Raw genomic sequence first — 13511 nt, 5'->3', positions numbered from 1 at the left:
TCATCTCCTGATGACTGCCACTCTCGTCGCCAAGGACCTCGCCGCCGGCCACGGCGAACGCTCCCTCTTCGCCGGCCTCGACCTCGTCGTCGCCCCCGGCGACGTCATCGGCCTCGTCGGTGTCAACGGCGCCGGCAAGTCGACCCTGCTGCGGCTGCTCGCCGGGCTCGACACCCCCGAGGAGGGCGAGCTGAGGCTCTCGCCGCCCACCGCCACCGTCGGCCACCTCCCGCAGGAGCCGGAGCGGCGCGAGGGAGAGACGGTCCGGGAGTTCCTGGCCCGCCGTACGGGCGTCGCGGCGGCACAGACCGCGATGGACGAGGCCACCCAGGGCCTGGTCGACGGGGCGCCCGGCGCCGACGACGCGTACGCCGTGAGCCTGGAGCGCTGGCTCGGCCTCGGCGGAGCCGACCTGGACGAGCGGGCCGAGGAGGTCGCCGACTCCCTGGGCCTGACCGTCGGCCTCGACCAGCCGATGACCTCCCTCTCCGGCGGCCAGGCCGCCCGCGCCGGACTCGCCTCCCTCCTCCTCTCCCGCTACGACGTCTTCCTCCTGGACGAGCCCACCAACGACCTCGACCTCGACGGTCTGGAGCGGCTCGAAGCCTTCGTCCAGGGGCTGCGCGCCGGCACGGTCGTCATCAGCCACGACCGCGAGTTCCTCACCCGCACGGTCACCAAGGTCCTCGAACTCGACCTCGCCCAGCAGCAGATCACCCTCTACGGCGGCGGCTACGAGGCGTACCTGGAAGAGCGGGACACCGCCCGCCGGCACGCCCGCGAGGGCTACGAGGAGTACGCGGGCAGGAAGGCCGCCCTGGAGGCACGCGGCCACATGCAGCGCTCCTGGATGGACAAGGGCGTCAAGAACGCCCGCCGCAAGGCCACCGACAGCGACAAGCTGGGACGCAACGCCCGCAGCGAGGCGAGCGAGAAGCAGGCGGCGAAGGCCCGGCAGACGCAGCGCATGATCGAGCGGCTCGACGTCGTCGACGAGCCGCGCAAGGAGTGGGAGCTGCGGATGGAGATCGCCGCCGCCCCGCGCTCCGGCTCGGTCGTGGCGACCCTGCGCGAGGCCGAGGTCCGGCGCGGCGACTTCAGCTTCGGACCGGCCACCCTCCAGATCGACTGGGCCGACCGGGTCGCGATCACCGGCGCGAACGGGGCCGGCAAGTCGACGCTGCTCGCCGCGCTCCTCGGCCGGCTCCCGCTCGACGCGGGCGACGCGGTGCTCGGCTCGGGCGTCGTCGTCGGCGAGGTCGACCAGGCCCGCAAGCTCTTCCACGGCTCGGAGTCGCTGCTCGACGCGTTCTGCGCGGCCGTCCCCGAGACGGAGCCCGCGGAGGTACGGACCCTGCTCGCGAAGTTCGGTCTCAAGGCCGACCACGTCCTGCGCCCCGCCACCACGCTCTCCCCGGGCGAGCGGACCCGGGCCGCGCTCGCCCTCCTCCAGGGCCGGGGCGTCAACCTCCTCGTCCTCGACGAGCCGACGAACCACCTGGACCTGCCGGCCATCGAGCAGCTCGAGTCCGCGCTCGACTCCTACACCGGCACGCTGCTCCTGGTCACCCACGACCGGCGCATGCTCGACGCGGTCCGCACGACCCGCCGCATCGAGGTCGCGGCCGGCAAGGTGACCGAACTCTGATGGGCGTCACCTTCGGCTGGGGCCCGACGGAGGCCGCCGTCCTCGCCCGGGACGCCGCGTGCCTGGTCGTTGTGGACGTCCTCTCCTTCACGACGTCGGTGGGCGTGGCGGTGGAGTCCGGCACGGCCGTCTACCCGTACCGCTGGAGGGACGAGACGGCGGTGGCGTACGCGACCGGGCTCGACGCGGCGCTTGCGGTAGGCCGCAGCGAGGCGTCGCCGGATTCACCGTGGACGCTCTCCCCGGCCGCGCTCCGGGCGGCCCCGCCGACCCCGCGCCTGGTCCTGCCGTCCCCGAACGGCTCCACGATCGCCGCCGGGGCCGGCGACGCGACCGTGGTCGCCGCCTCGCTCCGCAACCGCACGGCCGTCGCCGCCTGGCTGGCCCACCACGGTTACGGCTCCGAGTCCCGCCCCCTGACGGTCATCGCCTCGGGCGAACGGCACCCGGACGGCTCCCTGCGCCCGGCCCTGGAGGACCTCCTCGGCGCGGGCGCGGTCCTTTCGGCCCTGCGCGCCATGGGTCCGTACGACCTGTCTCCGGAGGCGCGGGCGGCGGCCACGCTGTGGGAGGCGACGGACGATCCCGCGGCGGAGCTGCACCGCTGCGATTCAGGGCGTGAACTGTACGTGTACGGCTATCCGCAGGACGTCGCGGTGGCCGCCGAGGCGGACACCTCGGAGACGGTCCCCGTCCTGAGGGACGGCGCATTCCAGGAGACACCATGACCGACCTGCTGACCCGGCTCACCGAGATGCTGGACGACCTCGACGCCGACGTCGACGAGACCATCGATCTCGCCGACGAGATCGCCGCCTCGGGCGACGCGGCGCTCCTGCCGCGTCTCCAGGCCGAAATGGACCGCGCCCTCGTCGAGCGCAACGCCTACGCCCGGGAGCTCCTCGGCGGCGTCCTCGCCGCGATCGGCGGCCCGGACGCCCTCCCGGCGCTCCTGCGCGCCTCCTCCGTCGACCTCGGCGACGACCAGGACTCCCTGGCCACGGAGATCGTCGACCTGGTCCAGTCCGACCCGACCCGCTCCCGCGCCCTGCTCGAGCCCCTGACGGAGGACGACGACCTGACAGTAGCCAACCGCGCCGAATGGGCCCTCGGGTTCCTCCCGAACGAGTAGGGGCCGGGCGGTCACGGCGGAGTCCGTGACGCCCAGGCGTGCGGCATCGCCGAGTCCCGGCGGGCCTGCGGAGGCCTCAAGCCCAGCCGGCAGGCGTCGGGGCCGTGGCGGGCGCCGAGGGCGCCCGACGGGCGCGAGAGCCGCGGGCGTCGGCCGCTCAGGGCCGAAGGCCCACCCGCCCGCAGTCGCCGACGGCGGGGCACCACCCACCAGGTGGCCCGCACCTCTGTTCATTCACCTGCACGGGCGAGCGAAGCGAGATGGGGGTACCCCCAGGCGAAGCTCTGGGGGAGGGTGGGAACACCGGGCCCGGCCGTCAGGCCGGGCCCGTTCCGCGTCAGCGGCCGCGCCGCTTGCCGCCGCCGCCCTCGTTCAGCAGGCCCGCCTTGCGGAGGGCGTCCGCCATCGCGCTGTTCGCGGGGGCCGGGGCGGCCGAGCCCTGGGACTGGCCGCGGCGCTGCTGCGGCGGACGGCCGCCGCGCTCGCCGCGCTCCCGGCGCTCCCGCTGCGGCGCGCCCCCACCCGCCGCGTCCGCCGTCGCCTCGTCGTCCAGCCGCAGCGTCAGCGAGATCCGCTTGCGCGGGATGTCGACGTCCAGGACCTTCACCCGGACCACGTCACCCGGCTTCACCACGTCCCGCGGGTCCTTGACGAAGGTCTTCGACATCGCCGACACGTGCACGAGCCCGTCCTGATGCACGCCGATGTCCACGAACGCCCCGAACGCCGCCACGTTCGTGACCACGCCCTCCAGGACCATCCCCGACACCAGGTCGCCGATCTTCTCGACGCCCTCCTTGAACGTCGCCGTCTTGAACGCGGGCCGCGGGTCGCGCCCCGGCTTCTCCAGCTCGCGCAGGATGTCGGTGACCGTCGGCAGACCGAAGGTGTCGTCCACGAAGTCGTCCGCCCGCAGCGACCGCAGCACACCCGTGTTGCCGATCAGCGACGCGACCTCGCCACCCGTCGTCTTCACCATCCGCCGCACCACCGGGTACGCCTCCGGGTGCACCGAGGACCCGTCCAGCGGGTCGTCCCCGCCGCGGATCCGCAGGAAGCCCGCGCACTGCTCGTACGCCTTCGGCCCGAGCCGCGCCACGTCCTTCAGCGCCTTCCGCGACCGGAAGGGACCGTTCGCGTCGCGGTGCGCCACGATGTTCTCGGCGAGGCCCGCGCCGATCCCCGACACCCGTGAAAGCAGTGGCGCGGACGCGGTGTTGACGTCGACGCCGACGCCGTTCACACAGTCCTCGACCACCGCGTCCAGCGAGCGCGAGAGCTTCACCTCGGACAGGTCGTGCTGGTACTGCCCGACGCCGATCGACTTCGGGTCGATCTTCACCAGCTCGGCCAGCGGGTCCTGGAGCCGCCGCGCGATCGAGACCGCGCCGCGCAACGAGACGTCCAGGCCCGGCAGTTCCTGCGAGGCGAAGGCCGACGCCGAGTACACCGAGGCGCCCGCCTCCGAGACCATCACCTTGGTGAGGTTCAACTCCGGGTGCCTGGCGATGAGTTCACCGGCCAGCTTGTCCGTCTCGCGCGAGGCCGTGCCGTTGCCGATGGCGACGAGCTCGACCGCGTGCTCCTTCGCGAGCCGCGCCAGCTTCGCCAGCGACTCGTCCCACTTGTTCGCCGGGACGTGCGGGTAGATCGTGTCGGTGGCCACGACCTTGCCCGTCCCGTCGACCACGGCCACCTTGACACCCGTACGGAAGCCGGGGTCGAGGCCCAGGGTCGCCCGCGTCCCCGCCGGGGCGGCGAGCAGCAGGTCGCGCAGGTTCGCTGCGAAGACCCGTACCGCCTCGTCCTCCGCGGCCGTCCGCAGCCGCAGCCGCAGGTCGATCCCGAGGTGGACCAGGATCCGGGTCCGCCAGGCCCAGCGGACCGTGTCCAGGAGCCACTTGTCGCCCGGCCGTCCCCGCTCGGCCACACCGAAGCGCGCGGCGACGATTCCCTCGTACGAGGACGGTCCATGAGTCTCCGAAGGCTCCTCCGGCTCCAGCTCCAGGCTGAGGACGTCCTCCTTCTCGCCGCGCAGCATCGCGAGGATCCGGTGCGAGGGGAGCGCGGTGAACGGCTCCGCGAAGTCGAAGTAGTCGGCGAACTTGGCGCCCGCCTCCTCCTTCCCCTCCCGCACCTTCGCCGCCAGCCGGCCGCGGCCCCACATCCGCTCGCGCAGCTCGCCGATCAGGTCGGCGTCCTCGGAGAACCGCTCCGCGAGGATGGCGCGGGCGCCCTCCAGGGCGGCGGCCGGGTCGGCGACGCCCTTGTCGGCGTCCACGAACGCCGCGGCGGCCGCGGACGGCTCCACCGACGGGTCGGCGAGGAGCCCCTCCGCCAGCGGTTCGAGACCGGCCTCGCGGGCGATCTGCGCCTTGGTGCGGCGCTTGGGCTTGAAGGGCAGGTAGATGTCCTCCAGCCGGGCCTTGGTGTCGGCGGCCCGCAGCTGCGCCTCCACCTCGGCCGTCAGCTTGCCCTGCTCCCGTACGGAGTCGAGGATGGCGTTGCGCCGGTCCTCCAGCTCCCGCAGATAGCGCAGCCGCTCCTCGAGCGTGCGCAGCTGCGCGTCGTCGAGCATCTCGGTCGCTTCCTTGCGGTAGCGCGCGATGAACGGCACGGTCGAGCCGCCGTCGAGCAGCTCGACGGCCGCCCTCACCTGTCGCTCACGTACGCCGAGTTCCTCGGCGATCCTGCCTTCGATGGACGTCGTCACGGTGTCCCGACTCGCCTTCTCGTGCCTCAAGCTTGCGAGTGCATTCTGCCGCTTCCGTCTCCGGAACCCCGCACGCGCCCCGGCCCGGCCGTGTCCGGGCCGGGGCGAGGCGGATTCCGTCATCGGTACGGCGGATTCCGTCAGCCCTTGTCGCCGAGGTCCGCGGGGAACGCCCCCGCCAGGAAGGCCGCGTTCCGGAAGGCCTTGCCGAGCTCCGTCAGACGCTCGACCCCGGCCGCACCCAGGTGCTCGTACGGGGCGGAGTCCAGGCGGTCCGTGTGCTCCTCCACCGCGTCGCGCAGGGCCGTGCCCTCGGGGGTGAGCTCGCCGTCCGCGTCGAGGAGCCCGCGCTCGCGCAGCCGCCCGGCGGCGGCGTCCCAGTCGGCGCGCTGCCAGCCACGGCTGCCCAGGGCCCAGCGCGGGTTCATGCCCATGCCCGTGGCGGTGTGGCTGACCATCGCCTCCAGCGGGTCGAGGTCCGCGCTCAGGAGGGCCGCCAGGTGGCCGTCGCCCCGGTGCTCGCGCAGCAGCGTCGCGGCGTGCCAGTAGCGCAGGTGCGGTTCCTCCGGGACCGGCAGGTCGGCGTGGGCCGAGTAGAGCGGCCGGGAGTGCCGGGTGCAGGCCTCGGTGGCACGCAGGGCGAGCTCGGCGGCCTCCGCCATCTCGGCCGAGGCGATCGTCTCCTCGCCGAGGAGACGGCGCATCGTGCTGTCCACGGCCCGCAGCCGCGCGTCCACCACCTCTGCCGGCGAGGCGATGTCCCAGACGGCCGGCAGATGCCGGGCCAGCAGCTCGACGTTGTAGTTGGAGAAGGCCGCGGCCACGGTTCCGGCTCCCACGGCGCCCATCGCGGCGCTGCGCGCGGCGAGCCGCATGGCCGACCTGTCCTCGAAGCCCAGGGCCCGGAACTCGGTGTCCAGATCCGGTGAGAAGTACAGCGTGGAGTGCATCGGGTTCAGCATGTGGTGGCAGCGGCGGCCCGCACGGGGTGGCAGAGAGGTCATGGAACGGCACGTTACCGACTGGTCGGTACGACCGGTAGCCCCGGAGCCCCATGGCAGAAAAGGTGGGACCTTCGTCATTGCGGCCACCCCGCGCCGCCCCGAAGGATGGATCCCATGACGACACGACCCGTGCTCTTCGTCCTCTTCGACGGAGTGCAGAGCCTCGACGTCACCGGACCGCTGGAGGTGTTCGCCGGTGCCGGCCACTTCGGCGGCGCGTCCTACCCGATCCGCACCGCCTCCCTCGACGGCGGCCCGGTCCGCAGCCAGAGCGGGCTGCGAATCCTGCCCGACACCACGCTCGCGGCCGCGGACCGCCCGCACACCCTGGTCGTCCCCGGCGGCGAAGGCACCCGGCGCCCCGATCCGCGGCTGATCGACTGGCTGCGCGAGAACGCCCCGCACGCCGAGCGTCTCGTCTCCGTCTGCACGGGCGCCCTGCTGCTCGCCGAGGCCGGGCTCCTCGACGGGCACCGGGCGACCACCCACTGGGCCGCCTGCGAGCACCTCGCGCGCTGCTATCCCGAGGTGGACGTGGACCCGGACCCCATCTTCGTACGGGACGGCAGACTGTCGACCTCCGCGGGCGTCACGGCCGGCATCGATCTCGCCCTCGCCCTGGTGGAGGAGGACCTGGGCCGGGACGCGGCGCTCACCGTCGCCCGCGCGCTGGTCGTCTTTCTCCGCCGCCCGGGCAACCAGGCGCAGTTCAGCGCCCAGCTCGCCGCCCAGACCGCCCGCCGCGAGCCCCTGCGCGACCTCCAGCACTGGATCACCGAGCATCCCGGTGAGGACCTGTCGGTGGAGGCCCTGGCCGCCCGTGCCCGGCTGTCGCCGCGGCACTTCGCCCGCGCGTTCCGGGCGGAGACCGGTACGACCCCGGGCCGGTACGTGGACCGGGTCCGGCTCGAACACGCGCGCAGGCTCCTGGAGGAGACGTCCGACGGGGTCGAGGAGGTCGCGCGGGCGGCCGGCTACGGCACGCCCGAGGCCATGCGCCGGGCCTTCGTCAAAGCCATGGGCACCGCCCCGGCGGAGTACCGCCGCCGCTTCCACGCCCCCGTACCACGCGCACCACAGACCACCCGCTGAAAGGAATCGCACCGTGCAGATCGCCGTACTGCTCTACGACGGCTTCACCACCCTCGACGCCGTCGGCCCCTACGAACTCCTCGCCCGTCTCCCCGGAGCCGAGACCGTCTTCGTCGCCAAGGAGGCGGGCCCGGTCCGCAACGACCAGGGCAGCCTCGCGCTGATCGCCGACAAGGCCCTCGCCGACGTGCCGCACCCCGACATCGTCCTGGTCCCCGGCGGCCCCGGCTCGCGTGAGGCGATGAACGACCCGGAGATCCTCGCCTGGCTCCGTACCGCCGACGCGACCAGCACCTGGACCACCTCCGTCTGCACCGGTTCCCTGATCCTGGGCGCCGCGGGCCTGCTCGCCGGCCGCCGGGCCACGACGCACTGGCTCGCGTACGAGGAACTGCGGGCGCTCGGCGTCGAACCCACCGGCGAACGGGTCGTCTTCGACGGCAAGTACGTCACCGCCGCCGGGGTCTCCTCCGGCATCGACATGGCCCTGCACCTGCTCGGCCGGATCGCCGGCGACGAAGTTGCGCAGACGGTCCAACTGCTGACCGAGTACGACCCTCAGCCGCCGTACGACGCGGGTTCCCCGCACAAAGCCCCCGCCGAGATCGTCGCCCGCTGGCGCGGCGAGAACACGAGGGCTCTCGCCGAAGAGGGCTGACGAGGGGTCAGATCCCGTACGTGAAGCGGGGCGTGCGGCGCTCCAGGAAGGCGGCGACCCCTTCCGCGGTGTCGCCGCTGCCGCGCGCCCGCTCCGCCCAGTACGCGTCCCGGTCCGTGCGCCCGTCCGCGAACTCCTTGGCCGCCGCCTGGGTCAGCAGCGAGCGCGAGACCAGGACCCGGGTGAACTCGCCCACCCGCTTGTCCAGTTCGCCGGCCAGTAGGACCTCGTCGACCAGGCCGGTGCGCAGCGCGCGCTCGGTGTCGATCAACTCCCCCGAGAAAAGCAGGTACTTGGCGGCGGCGGGCCCCACCAGAGCGGCGAGGCGCCGGGTGGACGAGGAGGGGTAGACGATCCCGAGCTTCGACGGCGTGACCCCGAACCGCGCTCCCTCCTCCGCGAACCTCAGATCGCAGGCCGCCGCGAGCTGGCTGCCGCCGCCCACGCAATAGCCGCGGACGGCGGCCAGCGTCGGCTTGGGGAAGGCGGCGAGCGCCTCCTCGGCCCGCACAGCGAGCGCCTGCTGCTCGTCGCCGGGCTCCCTGAGCGTCGAGATGTCCGCGCCCGCGCAAAAGGTCTCGCCGTCCCCCGTGAGGACCAGTGCGCGGACCGCCGGGTCGGCGGCGAGCGGTGCGAGCAGTCCGGGCAGGGCCCGCCACATCGCGGCCGTCATCGCGTTGCGCTTGGCCGGGTTGGAGATGACGAGGGTGGCGACCTCGTCGGCGACGGCGACCTTCAGCTGCGGTTCGGTGGGCTCCATGCGCCGGATGCTATCCGGGCACCCCGACCGTACGATCAAGAAGGGGGTCCGAGGAGGAGGCGCCATGGCCCGGGATTCCCACGACCCCGTACGCGAGGGCAGGAAGCTCAGCCGCAGCTTCGGCTGGCTCACCGCACTCGGTGTGCTGCTCGTCGTCGCCGGCCTCGTCGGTCTGATCTACACCGGTGTGGCCACCCTCACCTCGATGCTGCTCTTCGGCTGGCTGCTGCTCATCGGCGGTGTCGTCGGCCTGCTGCACGCCATCGAGTCGCGGGGCACCGGCTTCTTCTGGCTCGCCGTGGTCGTCGCGGCACTGAACATCGCGGCCGGCGTGGTCGTCATCCGCCATCCGGAGGGATCGGCCGAGGCGCTGACGATGTTCGCCGCGCTGCTCTTCCTCACCGGCGGTGTCTTCCGGCTGGTGGGCAGCGTGGTGGTGCGCGGTCCGCAGTTCGGCTGGACGCTGCTGCAGGGCGTCATCGGAGTGATCCTGGGAATCCTGGTCCTCGGCGACTGGCCGGACAGCAGCCGGTACGTTATCGGTACCTTCTTCTCGCTCGCCCTGCTCTTCGACGGGCTCGGCCTGATCGCCCTTGGGGTCGGCGGCCGGCAGATCGTCGGGATGGTCGCGCCGCCGCCTCCGCCCGGCCCTCCGAAGAAGTCAGAAGAAGATCAGGAGCAGTCGAACAACTGACGTTGGCATACTCACCCGATCAGAATGCGGTCGATAAGCGTCGACTTCTGGTCAGTAGCCCGGTCCGGACCTGCCGATTACCAAGACTTGACTCGTGGCGACAATCGAGCACGAGGGTGGGAGCCGGACTATGGAGAGCCGGGGGAGCGTCCCCGCACGGCCACCGTCCTACGAAGGGGTCTGGCGCTTCACCGCTCCCGCGGTCGACGTCTCCGTTCCGCAGGCCCGGCACGCCGTACGGGACCTGCTGATCCGTCAGGGTGTACCGGTCCACGAGGACACGGTCCAGGGCCTGCTCCTGATCGTGTCGGAGCTGGTCACCAACGCCGTCAAGCACGCGGCGCTGCTCTCCCCGCAGGTGGCGGTGGAGGTGGCGATCGGCGCGGAGTGGATCCGGGTGTCCGTCGAGGACAACCATCCGTACCGCCCCAAGGCGCTGGAGGCGGACTACGGACAGACAGGCGGCCGCGGGCTGCTCCTGGTCCGGGAGATCGCACTGGAGTCCGGCGGGGCCTGCGACGTGGAGCACACCGCGAGCGGCGGAAAGATCATCTGGGCCGCGCTGCCCCTGGTCCCGCGGCTTCCGGCGCCGGGTCCGGCGCCGGAAGGACTGCCCACGGCGGCGCCCGGGATCACCAGCCCCCGGCCGGACCCGTCAGCTCCCTGATCGCCGGACGCGCCGCGTCCAGGACGGTCATGAACCACGCGGAGAACGGCGCGGTCGCGTGCCGCTCCGCCAGCTCCTCCGCCGTCACGAAGGCGGTCGCCTCGACCTCCTCCGGGTCCGGCTGCAGGTCGGCCTGGACCAAGCCGACGAAGAGGTGGTTGTACTCCTGCTCCACCAGGCCCGAGGCCGGGTCCGGGTGGTTGTAGCGGACCGTGCCCGCCTCGGCGAGCAGCGTGGGCGAGATCCCCAGCTCCTCGTACGTGCGCCGGGCCGCGGCGGCCATCGGCGCCTCGCCCGGGTACGGGTGGCCGCAGCAGGTGTTCGACCAGACGCCGGGGGAGTGGTACTTGCCGAGCGCGCGCTGCTGGAGCAGCAGCCGGCCCGACTCGTCGAAGAGGAAGACGGAGAACGCCCGGTGCAGTCGGCCCGGCGCCTGGTGGGCGGCGAGCTTCTCCGCCGTCCCGATGGTGATGCCGTTCTCGTCGACCAGTTCGAGCATGATCGACGCCTGGACTGCGGTCGGCTGGACGCCGTTCGACGAGCTGTGAGCCACGCTGGCTGTTGTGGTCGGCATAACCGTCCTTCGCTTCGGTCTCGGCCCGGTGGGGCTCCCTCAGTCTGCCGCACAAGAGCCACTTGTCCGTACCTTGAGCGGCCGGACATGGCCCGCTCCCACCACACCGGAGTACACCCGGTGCGGCGGGAGCGGGCGGAGCGTCAGACGCCGAAGGCCGCCGGATAGCGGATCGTGCCCGGTTCGACCTGGCCGGAACCGGCCAGGTCGAGCGCCATCATGGCCTCGTCCGGAACCTCGAAGGACGGCTTGATTCCATACGCGGACGCCCGTACGAACCCGAACCGCGGGTAGTACTCCGGATGGCCGAGCACCAGCACGAGCCGCTCTCCGCGCAGCCGCGCCGCGTCGAGGACGGCCCGCACGACGGCCTCCCCGGCGCCCTGCCGCTGGTACGCCGGATCGACGGCGACCGGACCGAGCGCCGCCGCCGGAACGTCGTCGACCAGACACCGGGTGATCAGCGCGTACGCCGCCACGGTGCCGTCCGGGGCCTCGGCCACGTACGACAGACCGGGCAGCCACGCCCCGGGGTCCGCACGGAGGGCGTCGACCAGTCCGGCCTCCTCCGCCGTGGCGAAGGCGGCCGCGTTGATCTCCCGTACGCGAGGGATGTCGGCGGCGGTCTCCACCCGCGTCCGCCACCGGGTGTCGGCGGGCCGCAGGACGTACCCGGTGTAGCCGTACTCGCCGCCGTGGTCGCGGCGCATGGCGAGTTCCGCCCGGGTCGAGGCGAGCGCCTCGGCCATCCCGGGAGCGGTGGGGTCCGCGGCCTCGACGTGCGCGGCCAGCGGACCGTAGTACTCGTCCCAGTCGCTCTCGGGCTGCGGGACGACCCCGAGGACGTGGTAGCCGGCCTCGACCGCCGCCGCGGTGTTCCCGGCGGTGGTACGGAGCGCGTAGTGCTGGTCCCAGAAGGCGCGGGCCTCCTGGCTCGGCTCGTCCACCGTCCACTCGCACTCGGTGAGCACCAGAGTGCCTCCGGGTGCAAGGAGCCGGCGCCAGGAGCGCAGGGCGGTGTCGAAGCCGAGGTTGTAGGCCGAGCTCTCGGCCCAGACCAGATCGAAGGATCCGTTGGGGAACGGCAGTTCGCCCATGTCGGCGTTGAGCGTGACGACACGGTCGCCGTGCCCGCGGGCGGCGGCGGCCTGCCGCAGCTCGTCCAGGAACGGCTCGTGCAGATCGACGGCCGTCACCTCGGCCCCGGCCTCGGCGGCCAGGAGCAGCGCGGAACGGCCGGGCCCGCAGCCCAGGTCGAGCACACGCGGCCGCTCGGGGAGCGGACCGGAGGCCGCGAGCAGACGACGGGTGGTGGAGTCGGAGCCAGGACCCTGCCGCGGAAGACCGTGGTGCAGGGCGAAGAAAGCGGTGTACAGAGCGTTGTCGGACAACGTGGGAAACCCTTGTGTGAGAGGGCCCCGGCCGACGTGGAACGTCAGGTCAGCCGGAAACCCGGAAGCTGAGGGAGGACCGGGCGCTGCCGCACTGGGCAGCCTCCATCGCGACGGTCATCAACCTCAGCTCCTCTCCACGCCTCACGTCTGTGCGAGAAGGCTAACAGTCACAGGCAGAGCTTCGCCTCGTGCGCGGCGTGACCGGCCGGCTCCAGCTGGAAGGTGCAGTGCTCCACGTCGAAGTGGGAACCGAGGCAGCCCTGGAGGTCGTGCAGCATCTTCTCGTGGCCCACCGAGTCCAGCGCCGCCTGGTCCACCACCACATGCGCGGAGAGCACCGGCATCCCGGACGTGATCGTCCAGGCGTGCAGGTCGTGGACGTCCTCGACGCCCGGCAGCGCCAGTATGTGCGCCCGGACCTCCGCCATGTCGACGCCCTTGGGGGCCGCCTCCAGGAGGACGTTCAGGGTCTCGCGCAGCAGCTTGACCGTGCGCGGCACGATCATCAGGCCGATCAGGATCGAGGCGATCGGGTCGGCGTACTGCCAGTCGGTGGCCAGGATGATGCCCGCCGAGACCAGGACCGTCACCGAGCCGAGCGCGTCTGCGAGCACCTCCAGATAGGCGCCGCGCACGTTGAGGCTCTCCTTCTGGCCGCGGACCAGGAGTGAGAGCGAGATCATGTTGGCGACCAGGCCGACCAGGGCGAACGCGATGGTCAGTCCGCCCCTGGTCTCGGCCGGCTCGATGAACCGCTGGATCGCCTCGTACAGCACATAGGTGCCGACGCCGAGCAGAAGAAGGCAGTTGGCCAGCGCGGCGAGGATCTCGGCCCGTGCGAAGCCGTAGGTGCGGCTCTCCGTGGGCGGGCGGTTGGCGAAGTGGATCGCGAGCAGCGCCATGGCGAGACCGACCGCGTCGGTCGCCATGTGGGCCGCGTCGGCGATCAGCGCGAGCGAGTCCGCCACGATGCCGCCGATGATCTCGACCACCATCACGGACAGCGTGATCGCGAGCGCGATCCGCAGCCGGCCCCGGTAGGCCGCGGCAGCCGTCCCCGTGGGCGGCGGCCCGCCGTGACTGTGCCCGTGGTCGTGTCCAGCCCCCATGACGTGCCCTCTCCCTCGGTCGTCTCCCGTGCCCCGAGTCGCAAGTGAACTACGGGTGGGGGGTAT

At 72.6% G+C, this 13511-nt stretch carries 13 protein-coding genes; 7 read left to right on the top strand and 6 right to left on the bottom strand.

Annotated features, from left to right (window positions below; all coding sequences use genetic code 11):
- Positions 1–10: 10 nt before the first annotated feature.
- Genes ACZ4VI_RS03590 through ACZ4VI_RS03580 form a run of 3 tightly spaced genes read left to right on the top strand, consistent with a single transcriptional unit; the run spans position 11 to position 2780 of the window.
- Positions 11–1648 carry an ABC-F family ATP-binding cassette domain-containing protein gene (locus ACZ4VI_RS03590; RefSeq protein WP_467996215.1) on the top strand — a complete coding sequence of 546 codons (1638 nt, stop codon included), beginning with the start codon at positions 11–13 and terminating at the stop codon, positions 1646–1648.
- A complete protein-coding gene (locus tag ACZ4VI_RS03585; protein WP_467996213.1) occupies positions 1648–2376 on the top strand; it encodes a 2-phosphosulfolactate phosphatase in 729 nt (242 codons plus the stop codon). Before ACZ4VI_RS03590 ends, ACZ4VI_RS03585 begins: the two co-directional genes overlap by 1 nt.
- Positions 2373–2780, top strand: a complete 408-nt coding sequence (locus tag ACZ4VI_RS03580; protein WP_467996211.1) for a hypothetical protein — start codon at positions 2373–2375, stop codon at positions 2778–2780. The genes ACZ4VI_RS03585 and ACZ4VI_RS03580 overlap by 4 nt, the downstream gene beginning before the upstream one ends.
- Before the next feature lie 337 nt (positions 2781–3117).
- Here ACZ4VI_RS03580 and ACZ4VI_RS03575 read toward each other — a convergent pair whose 3' ends face one another.
- Entirely contained in the window at positions 3118–5493 is a 2376-nt protein-coding gene (locus ACZ4VI_RS03575; RefSeq protein ID WP_467996210.1) for a Tex family protein, read from the bottom strand.
- A 140-nt stretch (positions 5494–5633) separates the two neighbouring features.
- Complete coding sequence (locus tag ACZ4VI_RS03570; protein WP_467996208.1) at positions 5634–6497, bottom strand: SCO6745 family protein; 864 nt, start codon at positions 6495–6497, stop codon at positions 5634–5636.
- A 114-nt stretch (positions 6498–6611) separates the two neighbouring features.
- On the opposite strand from ACZ4VI_RS03570, the gene ACZ4VI_RS03565 reads away from it, so the two are divergent.
- Together ACZ4VI_RS03565 and ACZ4VI_RS03560 are read left to right on the top strand one after the other, a co-directional pair.
- Complete coding sequence (locus ACZ4VI_RS03565; protein ID WP_467996206.1) at positions 6612–7589, top strand: GlxA family transcriptional regulator; 978 nt, start codon at positions 6612–6614, stop codon at positions 7587–7589.
- 13 nt (positions 7590–7602) lie between these two features.
- Positions 7603–8247: a DJ-1/PfpI family protein gene (locus tag ACZ4VI_RS03560; RefSeq protein WP_467996204.1), complete on the top strand. Its 645-nt coding sequence runs from the start codon at positions 7603–7605 to the stop codon at positions 8245–8247.
- A 7-nt stretch (positions 8248–8254) separates the two neighbouring features.
- Here ACZ4VI_RS03560 and ACZ4VI_RS03555 read toward each other — a convergent pair whose 3' ends face one another.
- Positions 8255–9007, bottom strand: a complete 753-nt coding sequence (locus ACZ4VI_RS03555) for an enoyl-CoA hydratase/isomerase family protein (RefSeq protein ID WP_467996202.1) — start codon at positions 9005–9007, stop codon at positions 8255–8257.
- A 64-nt stretch (positions 9008–9071) separates the two neighbouring features.
- Here ACZ4VI_RS03555 and ACZ4VI_RS03550 point away from each other — a divergent pair, with 64 nt between their 5' ends.
- Together ACZ4VI_RS03550 and ACZ4VI_RS03545 are read left to right on the top strand one after the other, a co-directional pair.
- Positions 9072–9701, top strand: a complete 630-nt coding sequence (locus ACZ4VI_RS03550; RefSeq protein WP_467996201.1) for an HdeD family acid-resistance protein — start codon at positions 9072–9074, stop codon at positions 9699–9701.
- 130 nt (positions 9702–9831) lie between these two features.
- The gene (locus tag ACZ4VI_RS03545) at positions 9832–10368 is read left to right on the top strand and encodes an ATP-binding protein (RefSeq protein WP_467996200.1); all 537 of its coding nucleotides are present in this window, start codon (positions 9832–9834) and stop codon (positions 10366–10368) included.
- Here the strand turns inward: ACZ4VI_RS03545 and idi are convergent.
- The 3 genes from idi to ACZ4VI_RS03530 all read right to left on the bottom strand — a co-directional run bounded on the left by idi (position 10334) and on the right by ACZ4VI_RS03530 (position 13445).
- Positions 10334–10942, bottom strand: a complete 609-nt coding sequence (idi, locus tag ACZ4VI_RS03540; protein ID WP_467996198.1) for an isopentenyl-diphosphate Delta-isomerase — start codon at positions 10940–10942, stop codon at positions 10334–10336. The genes ACZ4VI_RS03545 and idi overlap by 35 nt on opposite strands.
- A gap of 143 nt (positions 10943–11085) precedes the next feature.
- Positions 11086–12333 carry a GNAT family N-acetyltransferase gene (locus tag ACZ4VI_RS03535; protein WP_467996196.1) on the bottom strand — a complete coding sequence of 416 codons (1248 nt, stop codon included), beginning with the start codon at positions 12331–12333 and terminating at the stop codon, positions 11086–11088.
- A gap of 170 nt (positions 12334–12503) precedes the next feature.
- Positions 12504–13445 (bottom strand): cation diffusion facilitator family transporter, encoded by a 942-nt coding sequence (locus tag ACZ4VI_RS03530; protein ID WP_467996194.1) that lies wholly within the window; start codon positions 13443–13445, stop codon positions 12504–12506.
- Between the last annotated feature and the right edge of the window lie 66 nt (positions 13446–13511).

It is taken from the genome of Streptomyces sp. NPDC029169, from assembly GCF_055563935.1.
Note: the sequence above shows the minus strand (reverse complement) of the source record. Positions and strands in the feature narration are given on the sequence as shown.

Coding starts and splice junctions, on each gene's coding strand:
- ACZ4VI_RS03590 (WP_467996215.1), top strand. CDS start 11: ATGACTGCCACTCTCGTCGCCAAGGACCTCGCCGCCGGCCACGGCGAA.
- ACZ4VI_RS03585 (WP_467996213.1), top strand. CDS start 1,648: ATGGGCGTCACCTTCGGCTGGGGCCCGACGGAGGCCGCCGTCCTCGCC.
- ACZ4VI_RS03580 (WP_467996211.1), top strand. CDS start 2,373: ATGACCGACCTGCTGACCCGGCTCACCGAGATGCTGGACGACCTCGAC.
- ACZ4VI_RS03570 (WP_467996208.1), bottom strand. CDS start 6,497: ATGACCTCTCTGCCACCCCGTGCGGGCCGCCGCTGCCACCACATGCTG.
- ACZ4VI_RS03565 (WP_467996206.1), top strand. CDS start 6,612: ATGACGACACGACCCGTGCTCTTCGTCCTCTTCGACGGAGTGCAGAGC.
- ACZ4VI_RS03555 (WP_467996202.1), bottom strand. CDS start 9,007: ATGGAGCCCACCGAACCGCAGCTGAAGGTCGCCGTCGCCGACGAGGTC.
- ACZ4VI_RS03550 (WP_467996201.1), top strand. CDS start 9,072: ATGGCCCGGGATTCCCACGACCCCGTACGCGAGGGCAGGAAGCTCAGC.
- ACZ4VI_RS03545 (WP_467996200.1), top strand. CDS start 9,832: ATGGAGAGCCGGGGGAGCGTCCCCGCACGGCCACCGTCCTACGAAGGG.
- idi (WP_467996198.1), bottom strand. CDS start 10,942: ATGCCGACCACAACAGCCAGCGTGGCTCACAGCTCGTCGAACGGCGTC.
- ACZ4VI_RS03530 (WP_467996194.1), bottom strand. CDS start 13,445: ATGGGGGCTGGACACGACCACGGGCACAGTCACGGCGGGCCGCCGCCC.